The following is a 16,086-nucleotide window of genomic DNA, read 5'->3' on the forward strand; positions in this document are numbered from 1 at the left end:
ATGAAGCGCTGGATACTTTTCCTTATATTGGGTGTCTTCTTAATAGGTTGTGCTAAAACAAAAATTGTGGATGACATTGATTTAGTTCAAGTTGCGGCATATGATACTGAAGCAGAAGGTAAGCTAAAAGGAACCTTTGCGATTTCAGCTTATAAAGGAGGCGGGGAAGGTGAAACAAAAATCTATTCAGCATCAGGCCAGACTGGTAGAGAAGTTCTTGCAAGAGCATCCGAAAAATCTTCTGGACCTCTAGAGTTGGGGCAATTGCGTGTTATTATTTTTAATGAAAAAATAATTGAAAAGGGAATGCAGGAAATTTTAGAGACTTTGAACCGCAATCCTAGTGTAGGAAATGCAATTTATTTAGCAATTACAAATGTAAAAGGGGAATCACTATTAAAGGGGAACTATTCTAAAGAAAAAGAAATTGCTTCTTATCTATCCTCTTTACTGGAGCAAAATATGAACAATGGAACGCAACCAAAAACAAACTTTTTTATGTTTTTAAATCAACTTGATGATGATGCGAGAGATTCCTATTTACCGATGATATCTAAAAAAGGGAATGTGTTGGAGTTAAATGGAATAGCACTTTTTAAAAGATGTAAAATGGTTGATAAAGTGAACCCTAAAGATTTATTTGTATTTAAATTGTTGACAGATAATTTTAAACAAGGTACATACCAATTCAAACTACCTGGTTCTTCAAACACTTATGCCACGATAGAGAATATAAAAGCTAGAACAAAATATAAGATGGAGGGGAATAGTAAGCATCCATTCGTAAATGCTCATATTCAAGTTAAAGCTGAAATTCAAGAATTTACAAAAACAAAAAATCTAGATAATCCTAAAGAAATAAAAAAATTAGAAAAAATTATGGAAAAAGAAATAGAAAAAAAAGCAACTACATTGATAAAGAGGTTTATTAAAAAAGACACAGATCCTATAGGACTTAGAAAGCTTGGTAGAACTCACGTAAGAAAATGGAACAGTCAAGAATGGGAAGAATCCTATAAACATTTACGTTTTCGTGTAACAGCTGATGTAAAAGTAACCCAATCTGGTGTTACAGAATAAATAAATCAAATAAGATATGGAAAATTTCAATAAAAAAATATAGTCTCGCAGGAGATTAGGGAGAAGAGAAACTATTAACAAAGCATTTCATAAACATTAAGATGCTTTGTTAATAGTTTTTATACTTTTATAGCCATATCACTAATATGGGGTATAGAATTCCAGAAGGCTGGCGGATATGTGGTGAAAATGTGTATGCTTGTCATAGTATTCACTATATAGCACTGACGTCCTATTTTTATGTCTTTTCAATATGGAATGAGAAAAATGAATGTTTATCGTGGGATGCAACAGTTGCATGGTGTAAAAAGTTAGGCCTTGCACACGTTCCATTGTTATATCGGGGCCCTTATAATGAAAAGGTAATTTATTCCATTTTAACTTGGTGAACGGTAGAGAAAATACAATGAATTGTAAATGAAATCTGTACGGGAATCTAGTACCGTATAGTACAGTGCATATGAAAAACTCCTCAATGTTATCTCTCAAAAAATAATAATTCTCGGCTTTATAAACTGTATTTTCAAAAATATTGCGAGCTTGTAAGAAAGATGAAAGGTAATTCAATATGAGATAAACAACTTTACTACTACAATGAAAAACAGAATCATTCTTAAAAATCATGAGATACGATATCAAGTTATTTGCGTGTTTAATTCATTTTACTAAATATTCCAGTTTCAATAAGGAAAGTCGAATCAGACTATTAACGAATGGTATATTATTCGTATTTTGGAAAAGTCAAAATGAAGACAAGTATCTTCTATCAAATCTCATTCTTGGTGTATACATTTGAAGGGAATTTCTCATATGAAATTAGTAAAAGTAAAAGATCTTAGTTAGGAGAAGGATGATAATGTTAACAAATTCTATGGGAAGGTGAAGAAAGAAGGTAGCGTAGGCCTAATCATTAGGGGGCAGACGCCTCTCTTTTTTTATGTCGCAAATAGCATTAATTCGTTAATTAATTTATATGAGATTATCTTAAATAAGTTAGTTAAGAAAGAAAAATAAAAGTGAGTAAAAAGATAAAAATACACAGGTACGTAAAAAATAAGGAAGTTGTATTTGCAAGTGTTTTAGTTGGGTGTGATATCAATTGTATTGGTAAAGGTGAATATTACGTTTAAATTGCCATGGATGGAAAAGGAGGGGTTTCAAAATCTATGGATGGTAAAGTGACGCGAAAGGAGTATGAATATACATTATCGGGTTTTGATAAGGAAGGTAAAGAAAAAGAGTTAGAATTTATTGCACAAAAGAATCTTCGTAAAGAAGCATTCCTACGTGTATATTATTCAGATAAAAAGGTGTAACAGCTTGGGAGGAAGTGCAGGAAGACGAGCTCCCGAAGAAAGCAAAAGAAAAACTAGGTGTGAAATAATCATTTATTTGTGATGGTGGATTCTTCTAGGTTGAGGGTTCGCCGTTTTTTATTATATGTTATGTTGTAGTTTTTATATAAAGCATATTGAAAAGATAGGTTAAATCTTCTGGAATAATATCTCCATAATTAATAACTTGTACAATAACCTTTCAATTATCACTAAATCCATTCATATCAACAAGTTGTGCCATATATCCGTTTGTAGCAATATCTTTTAAAGTACGCTAAAAATACCTTTTATTTTATTTTATCTTATCTTTATCTTATCTTTACCTTATCTTTAAATTTTTATATTAAACTTGAAACCTTAAAGTATTGATGTATGAGTCTAAAAAGGGCGGGAGATAGGTGTTCATTACATAGTTTGTATATAACCAATTACCTTTGAAAAATTGAATTTCTTATACGAGGAGGAATATATGAAGGATACAAGTAAAAATCAAATTATAAAAGCGTTCCTTATTAGTATTTTAGGCTTAGGAACAATACTTGGAATGCTATATTTTAATCATAAAACCAATATTCAACAAAATAAAGCGCAAGCCACCGAAAAACGTGTATTGCAATATGAGTCTACCCTAAAAAAAGAATTAGAAAAATATAATTTAGGAGAGAAAACACCAATTTTATTAGGAATTATGTATCAAGAGAGTAGAGGTGAGGGAAACGACCCTATGCAGTCATCCGAATCACTTGGATTAAAGCCAAATGAAATTCAAGAGACAAGCTTGAGCATTAAACAAGGGGTAAAGCACTTTGCTAAAATGTACAAATATGGAACGGACAAAGATGTTAGCATAGATACAATTATTCAAAGTTATAATATGGGGCCAGGGTATATTGATTTTATTGCTAGTCAAGAAGTTAAACAACACTCGGAGGATTCGGCCAAAAAATTTTCTAAGATGAAAGTTGATCAAAATCCAGCCATGTATACTTGTGGTGAAAATAAAAATAATTTTAGGTATCCATATTGTTATGGTGATTTCACATATGCCACAAAGGTAAATGAAAAAACAAAACTTATTGAAGAACTTCTTCAAAATGTACATAGCTTTTCTAAATAAGTTGCAGAATGAAATATAATGATACCATCAGTTATTAACAATAATATCTAAGAAAAAACTACTTTCTTTCTTAGTTCGCATAATTTTCAAAAACAAATCCCGTGGATGTTAATATTTGTTATATAATATATTTGTCAAAACATTACCCCTAAAGTTTCTAAATTCAAGCTGTAAGATAGTTTGTTTGGCCCGTATTTTCACCTTGAAAGTGGAGTTTAAATATAGTTGCAATTTTTTGAGGGGGAAAAGTAAATGTTTATAAAAACAGAAAGATTATTAATACGAAAATTTGAGTTCAAAGATTGGCAAGCTGTTCATGAGTATACATCAGATATCAATGTTATGAAATACATACCTGAAGGGGTCTTTACTGAAGAAAATACAAGAAACTTTGTGAATGAAAACATTGGTGAAAACGCTAAAAACTTTCCTGTAGTATTAATTGATAAAGATATTCTGATTGGCCATATAGTCTTTCATAAATATTTTGGTGAGCATACATATGAGATTGGTTGGGTGTTCAATCCTAAATATTTCAATAAAGGATATGCTTCTGAAGCAGCAAAAGCTACTTTGAAATATGGCTTTAAGGAAATGAAATTACATAGGATTATAGCTACATGTCAGCCACAAAATACCCCATCATATCGAGTAATGGAGAAGATTGGAATGAGAAGAGAAGGCTATTTCAGGAAGTGTATACCACATGGGAATGAATGGTGGGATGAATATTATTACGCTATTTTAGAAGAAGAGTAGTGCCTAGGAACGCATCATTTAAATTGACACTCCTATTCTTAAATAGGCAAGTTGGCTATCTTTAATGGGGATCCTTGCTACTAAAGGCGAACTTTATTTCCGGTATCGCTGACGTGCAAAACTTTGTATAATCTGATCTTATCTCTAAATCACAACTGTTACTCCCATCACCATCAAGTTAAAGTTTCATTTTATTTTGCTAACTTGATGGTGATGTGACGTAACGTTAATTATTTGAAAATTTAAAAAAGTCCCCTTAGTCATGTTAAAGGGACCTTGATCACGCAAATGATATGTAAGCCAATTTATTTTTGATATACAGATTATTTGTATAATAATTTTTATAAATAATTGCTAAATAGTAAATTTACATAAATGCTTTTAGAAGTTCTTGAATTAATGGGATTGCTCCACCTATAAATTTTAAAACTGCCATTGCGATTTCCATATTATTCTCTCCTCTTTTTCGTATTAAGATGTGATAAATCTTTATAACCTCATCATAGTAACCGCTTATAATAATAACAATACATTTTCGTATGCAATATTGCATATTTATACATTGGATCTCTATTATTCATTTTTTAATGGTACTATAGCGAGGTGAGAGTCTTTAAGAGTTCTCCTTAATAGGAGGAAATATGGAAAGAGTGCAAGCGATTTACAGTAATCAAAAATTTAAGAGTTGGGTTAAACAGGTATTAGCTGTAGGAGGAGTAATAGGGGGCTGTTATTTGGTGTTATATGTTTTCTGTTTCTTAGTTATCATGTAAATATTATACAACTAAACTAGTAGAGTCTTGCCTAGAGAGGTAAGGCTCTTTTATTGTAGTACCTGGAGATGAGCAAACTACATACAATATCTCTCAGGTTTTTCAGATCACTTTGTATAATTCCTTATTTAGAACACTAATTTCTATTATTGAAACTAAATAAACATCTATTTAAAAGTTTCAATTTATATTGAAAACAGAATTCCATTGATAAAAAATATGTTTTTACTAGATACATATTAAAAAGACAAGCATAAATTATATTAGATTTTGGCAAAGTCTTTTTGACTTGGAAAAGGATTTAAATCTTACTTATAGATTTGATTCCTTTTTATATACTATAATCATTATATTTCTACGTAAATATAATACATTAATAATGATTTAAAAGCAAGAATTTTAGTAGCGGTACGTTCACACATCCATCAACTTAAGATTTTAAAGTAGCTCTTAAACAAAAAAATTCTTTTTTTAATTGATTAATTAATAGTAAACAAGGAAGGTTGGCAAATTAACAACTAAAGAGATTTCTTCAGGTAAGCTAATAAGTAATCTATCAAAAAGTCCTTTACAAAATTTATACCTAAGTCAATTATAAGATCATGTAAATTTAAAATAATGTAAATATTATACATTTTTGTAAAAGGAACTCATTGACACTTGTGTATATAAGTAACTATACTCGTTACATCAAATTGAATGTGTGATAATACGATTTTATTATTATTACAAACATGTAAATATAAAAATAGAAAATCCCAATTTGATAAATACAATGGTAGAGGTGTTTATTTTAATGAAGCACAAATTAATTGCAACAGGTATCCTTGCAGGATCTATATTATCCTATTCTTCTAATATTTTAGCAGATACTCATACATTCCCTGATGTTCCTGTATGGGCCGATAAATCTGTTAATTATTTAGTTGATAAACAGGTATTGAATGGTTATCCAGATGGAACTTTTGGTTCAAATGACTCATTGGACAGAGCTTCGGCTACAAAAATTATGACAAAAGTTTTAGGGATACAAATTGATCCTAATGCAAAACCATCTTTTACTGATTCACAAAATCACTGGGCTACTCCTTATATTGCTGCTGCTGAAAGAGCTGGTATTGTTAAGGGTGAAGGTAATGGAATCTTCAATCCATCTGGAAAAGTAACTCGCGCTGCTATGGCTACGATGTTAGTAAATGCATATAAACTACAAAGCACAGCAAATCATAACGAGCAGGTTAGATTTGTAGATTTAAAAGGGCATTGGGGAGAAAAATACGCCAATATTTTAATAGATTTAAAAATCTCTAATGGTACCGAGAACGGTTGGCAACCAAATAGATTTATAACACGTGCTGAAGCTGCTCAACTTACTGCAAAAACAGATATGTTACAACAAAATTTAAACGATGAAAAAGAGATTATTACTGCTACCTCATATGAAGATTTAAATTTAACAGTGGCTTCGAAAATTACAGCTCAAGAGATTGATAGTTTTATTGCGAAATATCATTCGGATAGTCCTTTAGTTGGCCATGGGCAAGATTTTATCAATGCGCAAAATCAATATGGTGTGAGTGCTCATTATTTAGCAGCGCATGCGATTTTAGAATCTGGATACGGAAAATCAGAAATCGCATATCAAAAACATAATCTATTCGGTCTACGTGCATATGATGGAGATCCGTTTAAATATGCGAAATATTTACCAAGCTACGGCGATAGCATTGCTTATAATGCTAATTATGTACGAGAAAGATATTTGGAAGAAAGCGGTATGTATTATAACGGGCCAACATTAACTGGCATGAACGTGAAATATGCATCAGATAAAGGCTGGGCTAAGAAAATTGCAGGCATTATGGAACGTATTAAACCGTTTCGTGTAGAAGACTATACATATGCAAAAAAATTACCAAAGAATCCTGAAACATTAGATGTCGACGCGTTATCTAATGAAATTCCATATAAAATGTATGCAGACGATTCAAGCTCAAATGTTGTATCATCAGCTACTTACTATCAGGTACCTTATCCATTTAATTTAAAAATTAAAAGTAGACCAGATGTAGCTGTCGAGGAGAATAAAGTTGGTACAGTAACTCCTGGAACAACCATCTTTATTTATCGTGAAGATCCAAATGGATGGGTAGAATTCTCTTTTGAAGCGAATGGAGAAAAATACTGGACATTAAAAAGTAAATTAAGTATGTAATTAAAAAGATCTATTTCACTAGTTTTAATCTCATATAATTGAGAGACAAGTTTTTTACTTTCTTAAAATAAAGTTATGTATACAAGAAAAGTTAGAGAATTATTTTCTCTAACTTTTCTTCGCTAGTATTTGAAATTAAAAAGATGGTGGAGTTACTCCAAATATAACAGTGACTTTGTTTAAAGAAGTGTTTTCCCACTTATGCTTTGCATAAGGTGGGATTTTAACACTATCACCTGTATTGAGAAGTAAAACCGCATCATTTAGATATAGTTTCACTTGTCCTTCCATAATAAATGCTATTTCTTCCCCTTTATGTGCCACAGGCTCCATAGATGAAGCAGTTTGAGGTAACAGATTCATTAAAGCCAATTCTAGTGCTCCATCTAAATTAGGAGATAATAGCTCATACGAAACATTGCCGCTTTCAGGAAAAATTATTTTTTTCCTTTGGTTAGCTCGTACAACTAATTCTTCTGTATTGGTATCCTCTAAGAAAAAATTAAACAATGGAATATTTAATGCTACAGAAATTAATTTTAGTGTTTGTAATGAAGGATTTGTGATTCCTTTTTCAATCTGACTTAACATGGAAGGTGTTATATCAGCTAACTCTGCTAAACGCTTACTGGTTAATCCAGCACCTTTTCTAAATGCCCTAATTCTGTGACCAACATTAATATCGTTCATATATGTAATCCCCTTTAAATAAGTAAATAAAATTAAATAATTATTAATTTTATTTACTTATACTTAATATATTGTTAATATATACTTAATTATAATAAAGTATGATTAAGTTTAAAACATCATATGTACATATGGCAGCAGCTGCGAAAAAGTGGGAAAAAGATTTACTTAGAAACAAAGGGGCTACTATTTTTGAATATACAGCGGGCTATAGTAAAGCAGTAGAAGAAGGAAGAGTACAAGTTAATAAGAATCAAATGTGCTATTTGATTGACGATGAAAAATCAAAGCATTTATTTTAAGGTTATGCAGTAGCTGCTACTCGTCTGAATAATTGATATACAAATAAAAGTTGATGAATCGCATCCTCTATTTGTATATCTACCGTGTGGAGTAGGATTTGGTGGTGTTTCGTTCGGTTTAAAAATTATTGTACGGGATCATGGACATGTAATTTTTGCTGGGCCTACCATTTTCCGTATATGCTAATAGGTATGATGACCGTATTATATGATGGGATTTCCATACAAGATTTTTAATGAAAAGGATTCTAATAAGTAAAGGACAACTTAAGAGTAGACTTCAATGCTGTATTGTAAAATTTTTAAGGAAGTGAAAATAGTATGAAATCAGCTTTAAATAGTATTATGATCTCCTCGATTCTTGCAGTAGGAGGGATCCTTTCGCTTTTGTTTAATTTAATGGGGGATCAAGATTGGATCTGGAATTGGGTAGGGTTATTACTGGCATATCTATCTTTGGGCATTTTAATCGGTTTATATAATAAAACTGTGGATCACAAAACATTTCCTAAAATACTAAAAAGAACTTTGTTTATTTCCTTTAATGCTACTATATTAGGGATAATAATAGGGGTAACATACCAACTATTAGGAAAGTGGAATCTTACTATAATGATGTATTATTGGTTGATAATTTTATTATTACATTTAATTACTATAATAACATTAGTCATCCTAGTATTCGAAAACCGTAATAGTAAAAATTACAGCTTACTATATAGTTTTATTATACTTTTAAACATTGTCCTTACCTTAGGACCAGTATTATTTCCAGTAGTTCTAACTATTATAGGAAATGCCATGAACGCTAGTGCAGGGCACTAATTTTCACCTATATAGATTATTAAAATGATTAGTCCAAAATTGAGATTGGTTAAGTTAAAAAACTTAATAAACAAATAGGATAGTAAAACTAAACGACATAAAGTGGAATGATTTGATAGAAAGAAGATTATAATATGAAAATTAAGCTTAAGAAAAAAAGAATTATAAGTGTATTGTTGGCTATTACATTAGTAGCAATAGGGTATTACATGTTTCAATCTATTACGAATCCTAAGCTGGTAAATGCGGAAGAAGCAAATAGTGTTCAACAAGTGAGCAGTCTACCTAAAAATGAATTGAAAAAATCGATACCTAATCGTTTTGATGGTAAAGAAAGAAAAGTTGTATATTTAACTTTTGATGATGGACCAGGAAAATATACAGCTAATCTATTAGATGTATTAAAGAAAAATGATGTGAAAGCAACATTCTTTTTAATTGGCGATAACGTGAAAAGGTTCCCAGATTTAGTGAAACGAGAGCATGTAGAAAACCATTATGTGGGCATGCATAGTATGACACATGATTTTAAAAAGCTGTACACCAATCAGGAATATGTTAAGGAAATGAAAGAAGATCAATCTTTAATTAGAAATGTTATTGGAAACACACCGAAATTAACACGTCCACCATATGGATCAATGCCTGGCTTAAATGAATCACTTCGAAATGAAGTGGTCGGAAATGATTTGAAAGTATGGGATTGGACAATTGATTCTTTAGATTGGAAATACAATAAATTACCTGTGGATGTAGCGGCCGCAAAAATTGTTCAAAATGTCTTAGCAGGTGCGACGTCTTCAAAGGAAATTGTTTTAATGCACGATATTCATCCACAATCTGTCGCAGCAGTTCCAGCAATAATAAAAGGATTAAAAGAAAAAGGGTATGAATTTGAAGCTTATGATGAGAATAATCATTTTCCAATAAACTTCTGGCATGATAATCGTATATAAAGAGATGTATTAGTTAAAAGAAAATCAGAATGGAATAAGCAAATCATATAGGGTTTAAATATTTGTAAGAGCGTGTTTAGATAGATGAAACACGCTCTTTTTACTGGGCTATTTTATTGTAGATTTAAGTATAGGCTTTCTAATTTCAGAAAAATTTATATGATTTTTTCATTCATTTCTACATAAGCGTTGGATATTTCGTATGTTTGTCTAGAGTGAAAAGAACTCATAAAAAACCGCCATTATTCACGTTCTTCTTCATATAATTGCACCGCACTTATTTTTTGTATGTGGTTAAAACTAGTTTTTAAGAAGCATATGTTTTAGCAACTGCAGAAATTCTGTATCACTTTTATCATCTTTTATATAATCCTGTTCGTAGTTAAAAATCATTCGTACTAACATAAAAGCTGTAAGCGGTAATGGGACCTTATGCAAAGCTCCTTGCTGATAACCTTTTTCAAGTAAATTACTTATCATGTTAATTGCTTCTTCTTCAGATTGTTTAAAACAAGTTGTAATTTCAGGTGAATGGTACTCTTTATATTCTTGAAAGAGTGTAGAAACAAATGGATCTTGATGATATTCTAGGCTGATATAATGAAGAATTTTTTGTATTCGAAGTAAAACATCTTTTTCTTCTTTATATAAATTAAATAATTGTGAGCGTTTAAGCTGAATATGACGCATATAGCAGTCACATAATATTTCAGTTTTATCTGTATAGTAATAATAAATAGTACCTTTACCAACTTTAGCTGTCTTTGCAATTTCATCAACCGTTGTGTTACGGACACCACGCGTAGAGAACAGTATTGTGGCAGATTGAATGATTTTCATTTTTTTATTTTCTTTTTCTAATTTGATCATTGTCTACACCCTATCCTTGAAATATTTAGCGAAGTTTTCTGTCTTTACATTCTGTATTAGTTCATTTCTAATTTTGTAAATCCTAATAGAAAGTCCTCTATTTGCTTCTTATAGAATAACATACACCATTCTTATTTCTAGTATATAACTATAATAGAATGCAACTGTATCACTTAGGATGAAAATGAAAGTTTAAGGTAATAATTTTTTAATCGGACGATGAGAATTCAAGTGAAAGGGGACGGTGATTTCTTTCTTGAGTGAATTATTTGATTTTTTATTCAATTCATTTTATTATATAAACATGACTAAAAGATGATTTTAGTCGGATTTTTTTACGAAAAACCGACTGATATTTGATTTTAGTCGGTTTCTATACTATTTGAGAGAAGGTAGACACTATGTGTGGAATTGCAGGGTGGATAGACTGGTCTAAAGACCTGTCTAATGAACAAGAAACGTTAAAAAAAATGACAGATGCTATCATTCACCGAGGACCTGACGCAGAGGGGCATTGGTTTTCAAAACGAGCGGCATTAGGTCATCGACGTCTCATCGTCATTGATCCTGAAGGTGGCCTTCAACCTATGCTGTATAAAGATGGAAATAATACGATTGGCCTTACGTTCAATGGAGAAATTTATAACTATCAAGAATTACGTAAAGAACTTGAGGAGAAAGGTCATGAATTTCAGACCAAGTCGGATACAGAGGTATTACTACACGCTTACTTAGAATGGCAAGAAGATTGTGTTCAACACTTAAATGGGATTTTTGCTTTTGGTATTTGGGATGAAAGATTTGGGAAATTGATGCTTGGTCGTGATCATCTAGGTGTGAAACCTTTATTTTTTGCTCAAAGGGGAAGTGCAGTTCTTTTTGGTTCAGAATTAAAAGTTTTACTTTCGCATCCATTTGTAGATGCAGAGGTAGATAAAGAAGGACTTTCTGAAATATTCTGCCTTGGACCAACACGTACTCCTGGTCATGCTATTTTCAAGGATATACATGAAGTGCGTGCTGGCCATTATATGACGTTTACCTCTAATGGCTCGACTACGACACAGTATTGGAAACTTGAAAGTAAAAAACATGTAGATGATATTGATACAACAGTCGAGACAATCCGCTCCATTTTACAAGATACGGTTAAACGGCAGTTAATTGCTGATAAACCAGTGGTATCTATGCTTTCCGGAGGTTTAGATTCCAGTGGTTTAACAGGTTTAGCAGGAAATGAATTTGGGAATAAAGGGGAACGCCTTCATACATATTCCCTGAATTTCATCAATGATGAAAAAGACTTTGAGCAAGACTTCCTTCGTTTTGATCGTGATGAACCTTGGGTGAAACGTGTGGCTGAATATGTAGGAACAAAGCATCATTCTATAGAGTTAGGATCAGATAGTTTAATAGAGTATTTATTAACTCCAATGCGAGCGCGTGATCTACCTGGAGTTGGAGAACTGGAAACGTCTCTTTATTTGCTATTTAAGGAAATGAAAAAAGACGCAACAGTTGCACTTTCAGGCGAATCCGCAGATGAAGTATTCTCAGGATATCCATGGTTCCATCAAGAGAAGTTTCTAGATGCAGAGATATTCCCTTGGAGTGTTAATTTATGGTATAGCACAGAAATTCTATCAGAGGATTTTAAAGCGAAGATTAGCCCTGAAAAATATCAAAAACAAAAATTTGAAGATGCGGTTGCTGAGGTTCCTTTTTTAGAAGGTGAAAGTGATCTGCAAATGAAGCAACGTCAAATGTCTTACATGTTTATTACACGTTTCTTGCCATTTATGCTAGAACGAAAAGATCGCACAAGTATGATGAATGGCTTTGAAGTACGAGTTCCATTTTGCGATTACCGGCTTGTAGAATACTTATGGAATGTCCCATTCGAAATGAAAAGCATAGACAATATTGAAAAAGGTATTTTACGTCGAGCTTTTGAAAATGTACTTCCAGAAGATGTGCGTTATCGCAAAAAAAGTGCATATCCAAGCACAAAGGATGCCTCTTATGTACAAGGTATTAGTGATTGGATGTTACATGTGTTGAACAATCCTGAATCACCTATTTTGCCATTGATTAATGTAGAAAGAGTTCGTGCTATTGCAGAAGGAAAAGACGAAGTAATTTCAGGTAATGATGCACGAGGTATAATAGATTATTTACTTCAAGTTAATAGTTGGCTTCAGGAATATAATATTAAATTAGTATGGTAGATGTAATTTTCAAATAAAGAGAATAGCTGAAACATCAATGACCTAAGTGAACCGCATTTCCAATGGATTAGATATTTATCTAATAATTGGAGATGCGGTTTTATTATTTTGGGGTAACTAGTTCTTTTAGCATAATAGCGATGTGTTAGTTCTAAAAACTCAAGAAAGCTTTAGAATACTATTATAGTTGGTCAAGGACATGAACTAGACACCTAATTATTTCAGAGGATTTCTCGATTTGCTCTGGATCAAAATCTGAAAGGTTCGCATTAAGAATATGTTTTAGTTTTTTCTCTCTTTCTAAGTGACAGTTTAAACCACTAGGCGTAAGTTGGACATTGACAACTCTCCGGTCGTTATTTGAACGAACACGCTCAACGTAACCAGCCTGTTGTAATCCATTGATTAATTGAGTAATACCAGCGGCGGTAGTTTCTGCTCGATCAGCTAATTCTTTGACTGACAATTCGCCTTCTTCAGCTAATACTTTAAGGGTTCGAGCATGGACCATTGAAACTGCCCCTAATGTACGAGTAGCTCGCCCTCTTAAACGTCCATCGGCTGCAGTCAGACTATATATAGCTTGACTAAGTTCGTCTATCGCAGTTAACTTATTTGAAGAATTTTTCATAACATCACCATTTTCCCGTTAACTAAGTACTTAATTATATGGTGTTAACATTAACATATGAAAAAGAGTAGAGTCAAATTAAGTAGAGACTGGCTATTCATTTTCCAAGCAATATTATATATGCTCACCTTAAATCATCAATAAAATAATAAGACGACTTGGTTTGTAGTCTTGACAAAAGTACATATTATACTTCATTATTTTAATTAAGTACTTAATTGTTAAGTACTTAATTAAAATAATGAAGGATGATTATTATGACTCAACGTTCACAATCTCAAGGATGGGCTTTAGATATAGCCCTTGCACTTGGTGGGTTTGATGCTTTGCATCCTGAAGCAAAGGCAACTATGGAACAGTTAGGACATGACCACACTGATTTTGATAAAGTTTTTTCTCAAGTAAAGAGTGGAGCAATGATACCAAAAGCATGGGCGACGGTTGCTTCTCAGGCTCAAGAACGTGCAAAACATTATGAACAAAAGGGATTCACTGTTACTGCTCGTGATCTATATCAGCGAGCTGCTGTTATGTGGGGACGTGCACAATATTCATATTTTAATGATGATCCACGAAAATTGGCATTTCGAGAACGTTGTAACGAATGTGTGGCAGCTATTTCAACACTTGGAGGAGGAACAGTACAACGTATAGTACTAGAATTTGAAGGCAAACAGATATATGCACTACTTCATTTGCCCTCAGGTGAAGTTCAGAATGCACCAGCAGTAATATTAGGTCCAGGTATGGATATGATTAAGGAAGAATATATACAGATTGCGCAACGTTATTATACGTCTCGTGGTATCATAGCTCTATCAATTGAAGGACCGGGTCAAGGTGAATCTGTATCTGAAGGTCTAAAAGTCGATTTGACTAATTACGAACGCGCCGTTAGTTGTTATATCGATTTTCTATTAAAACGGCCTGAGGTTGATCCAAAACGGATTGGATTTTTTGGTATCAGTATGAGTGGGTATTGGGGGATGCGAGCTGCTGCGAGTGATAATCGTATAAACGCTATAGCCACTTTTGAAGGTGTATATGGTGAATTTGATACCATCTTTAACAGAGCTCAGCCGAGTTTCAAAGCCAATTTTATGTACATGTCTGGTTACACTGATGAAGTTGCTTTTGAAAACGAGTTGAGTAGCCAGATGAACCTGTGGAAATTGGCGCCAAAGATTACTTGTCCAGTCTTCATGGGAATAGGAGAATTTGATGAACTTACCCGTTTGGAAGAAGCATTAAGTCTTTATGAGTTTGTAGAAGCACCAAAGGAGATACGCGTCTATGAGAATGAATTTCACCCGCTTGGTGGAGTAGCTGCAGAAATTTTTCGTTTTGGTGCAGAGTGGGTGGAACTTGCACTTGAAGGAAACTTTAAAGCTAACCATGATGAGCGTTATTACATGCATCGTGATGGGGGTGTTACTGAAGGGACAGCTTTTCCAACTTATTGGCTTGGTGCCCAGCCGGCGGAAATTAAAGCACGCAAAAAGTGTAATAAATTAAACGCTTGTAATAATTAACAAATTTATACTGATTAAAAAAGAAAACAACAAAAATAGTATGTAGCTTTTTTACACTATTTTTGTTGTTTTCTTCAAATTTTTAGACTCCTCATAATTATGGACATTGATGAGGATATTCAAAGTGCGGAAGACTTCGAATTGCTGAAAAACACGGAGGAAAGTTACAGGAAATGTTAAGGGATTTATAAAGTAGGAAGACAAACTATATTTTTTCTTGAGCACAACTAGCATACATATATTCTCTAGGGATCCAGACCCGAATTGTTGAGACAGACAATGACAAATCTACGGTCTGAGGAACATGACCTTCATAAAAGGCTAAGTATCATTGGATGGGATTGCAAGACAAATCAAAGTCCCTATTTTTGAATTTTTAAGTTGATGGATGTGTGGCGGTACCCCATAGCTATTAAGTTAATATTTTAAATTACCCCCATAACGAAAATTTTATATCACTACAACAGTCATTTATGAGAAGTTAAGGCATTTTATTTATTGCTATGCTGTTTTCTTGTGACACAGAGTACAATTATAGACAACATCTAAAATATTAAAGACTTCTTTTTCTCATAACAGTGGAACTTTCGCCATTTTTCTGTAGGAGGATAAACAGGCGAAGCAGAATTACTTGAGTTGAAAGTTCTTGATACAATCCGATATAAGCTTAGTAAATTTCGTGGGTTTGTCCTGGTTATAGCTAGAATGAATTTGACAATTGTTACAGAAAAAAGAACTGACATTCTTACAAATCTGGAAAATTGAAAATGG

At 32.5% G+C, this 16,086-nt stretch carries 14 protein-coding genes and 3 pseudogenes; 12 read left to right on the forward strand and 5 right to left on the reverse strand.

Annotated elements, in window-relative coordinates; genetic code table 11:
- From BM089_RS08355 to BM089_RS08365, 3 genes and pseudogenes are all read left to right on the forward strand, one after another.
- Nucleotides 1–1,080: a Ger(x)C family spore germination protein gene (locus tag BM089_RS08355; protein ID WP_000832858.1), complete on the forward strand. Its 1,080-nt coding sequence runs from the start codon at nucleotides 1–3 to the stop codon at nucleotides 1,078–1,080.
- Between the two features lie 143 nt (nucleotides 1,081–1,223).
- A pseudogene (locus BM089_RS08360) lies at nucleotides 1,224–1,448 on the forward strand (RNA ligase family protein); the annotation flags it as partial.
- A gap of 768 nt (nucleotides 1,449–2,216) precedes the next feature.
- Nucleotides 2,217–2,464, forward strand: a pseudogene (locus BM089_RS08365) (YxeA family protein).
- Between the two features lie 77 nt (nucleotides 2,465–2,541).
- Here the strand turns inward: BM089_RS08365 and BM089_RS31460 are convergent.
- A pseudogene (locus BM089_RS31460) lies at nucleotides 2,542–2,652 on the reverse strand (vancomycin resistance histidine kinase VanS); the annotation flags it as partial.
- A 234-nt stretch (nucleotides 2,653–2,886) separates the two neighbouring features.
- Between BM089_RS31460 and BM089_RS08370 the strand changes: the two are divergent.
- Both BM089_RS08370 and BM089_RS08375 read left to right on the forward strand, forming a co-directional pair.
- Complete coding sequence (locus tag BM089_RS08370) at nucleotides 2,887–3,534, forward strand: lysozyme family protein (RefSeq protein ID WP_000655741.1); 648 nt, start codon at nucleotides 2,887–2,889, stop codon at nucleotides 3,532–3,534.
- Nucleotides 3,535–3,786: 252 nt separating this feature from the next.
- Nucleotides 3,787–4,293 carry a GNAT family N-acetyltransferase gene (locus BM089_RS08375; RefSeq protein ID WP_000470143.1) on the forward strand — a complete coding sequence of 169 codons (507 nt, stop codon included), beginning with the start codon at nucleotides 3,787–3,789 and terminating at the stop codon, nucleotides 4,291–4,293.
- 367 nt (nucleotides 4,294–4,660) lie between these two features.
- On the opposite strand, the gene BM089_RS08380 is transcribed toward BM089_RS08375, so the two are convergent.
- Nucleotides 4,661–4,846: a hypothetical protein gene (locus tag BM089_RS08380; RefSeq protein WP_002094014.1), complete on the reverse strand. Its 186-nt coding sequence runs from the start codon at nucleotides 4,844–4,846 to the stop codon at nucleotides 4,661–4,663.
- Nucleotides 4,847–4,934: 88 nt separating this feature from the next.
- On the opposite strand from BM089_RS08380, the gene BM089_RS31755 reads away from it, so the two are divergent.
- Nucleotides 4,935–5,066 carry a hypothetical protein gene (locus BM089_RS31755; protein ID WP_000442767.1) on the forward strand — a complete coding sequence of 44 codons (132 nt, stop codon included), beginning with the start codon at nucleotides 4,935–4,937 and terminating at the stop codon, nucleotides 5,064–5,066.
- 796 nt (nucleotides 5,067–5,862) lie between these two features.
- Nucleotides 5,863–7,281, forward strand: coding sequence for an S-layer homology domain-containing protein (locus BM089_RS08385; RefSeq protein WP_025118711.1), 1,419 nt, complete (start codon nucleotides 5,863–5,865; stop codon nucleotides 7,279–7,281).
- A gap of 135 nt (nucleotides 7,282–7,416) precedes the next feature.
- On the opposite strand, the gene BM089_RS08390 is transcribed toward BM089_RS08385, so the two are convergent.
- Nucleotides 7,417–7,971, reverse strand: a complete 555-nt coding sequence (locus BM089_RS08390; protein ID WP_000997928.1) for a helix-turn-helix domain-containing protein — start codon at nucleotides 7,969–7,971, stop codon at nucleotides 7,417–7,419.
- A gap of 131 nt (nucleotides 7,972–8,102) precedes the next feature.
- Here BM089_RS08390 and BM089_RS08395 point away from each other — a divergent pair, with 131 nt between their 5' ends.
- From BM089_RS08395 to BM089_RS08405, 3 genes are all read left to right on the forward strand, one after another.
- Nucleotides 8,103–8,273, forward strand: coding sequence for a serine dehydratase (locus BM089_RS08395; protein WP_338132713.1), 171 nt, complete (start codon nucleotides 8,103–8,105; stop codon nucleotides 8,271–8,273).
- Between the two features lie 321 nt (nucleotides 8,274–8,594).
- On the forward strand, nucleotides 8,595–9,098 hold the full coding sequence (locus BM089_RS08400) for a DUF3902 family protein (RefSeq protein ID WP_000833547.1): 504 nt from the start codon (nucleotides 8,595–8,597) through the stop codon (nucleotides 9,096–9,098).
- Nucleotides 9,099–9,232: 134 nt separating this feature from the next.
- Nucleotides 9,233–10,054 (forward strand): peptidoglycan-N-acetylglucosamine deacetylase, encoded by an 822-nt coding sequence (locus BM089_RS08405; RefSeq protein WP_016083086.1) that lies wholly within the window; start codon nucleotides 9,233–9,235, stop codon nucleotides 10,052–10,054.
- Between the two features lie 300 nt (nucleotides 10,055–10,354).
- On the opposite strand, the gene BM089_RS08410 is transcribed toward BM089_RS08405, so the two are convergent.
- Nucleotides 10,355–10,924 (reverse strand): TetR/AcrR family transcriptional regulator, encoded by a 570-nt coding sequence (locus BM089_RS08410; protein WP_000593069.1) that lies wholly within the window; start codon nucleotides 10,922–10,924, stop codon nucleotides 10,355–10,357.
- A gap of 401 nt (nucleotides 10,925–11,325) precedes the next feature.
- Between BM089_RS08410 and asnB the strand changes: the two genes are divergently transcribed.
- Nucleotides 11,326–13,152, forward strand: coding sequence for an asparagine synthase (glutamine-hydrolyzing) (asnB, locus tag BM089_RS08415; RefSeq protein ID WP_071714852.1), 1,827 nt, complete (start codon nucleotides 11,326–11,328; stop codon nucleotides 13,150–13,152).
- Nucleotides 13,153–13,333: 181 nt separating this feature from the next.
- Here asnB and BM089_RS08420 read toward each other — a convergent pair whose 3' ends face one another.
- On the reverse strand, nucleotides 13,334–13,783 hold the full coding sequence (locus BM089_RS08420; RefSeq protein WP_000798525.1) for a MarR family winged helix-turn-helix transcriptional regulator: 450 nt from the start codon (nucleotides 13,781–13,783) through the stop codon (nucleotides 13,334–13,336).
- Nucleotides 13,784–14,040: 257 nt separating this feature from the next.
- On the opposite strand from BM089_RS08420, the gene BM089_RS08425 reads away from it, so the two are divergent.
- On the forward strand, nucleotides 14,041–15,315 hold the full coding sequence (locus BM089_RS08425) for an alpha/beta hydrolase (protein ID WP_090976622.1): 1,275 nt from the start codon (nucleotides 14,041–14,043) through the stop codon (nucleotides 15,313–15,315).
- Nucleotides 15,316–16,086 lie beyond the last annotated feature (771 nt).

The organism is Bacillus sp. 5mfcol3.1, from assembly GCF_900114335.1.
GTDB classification, from domain to species: Bacteria; Bacillota; Bacilli; order Bacillales; family Bacillaceae_G; genus Bacillus_A; species Bacillus_A thuringiensis_S.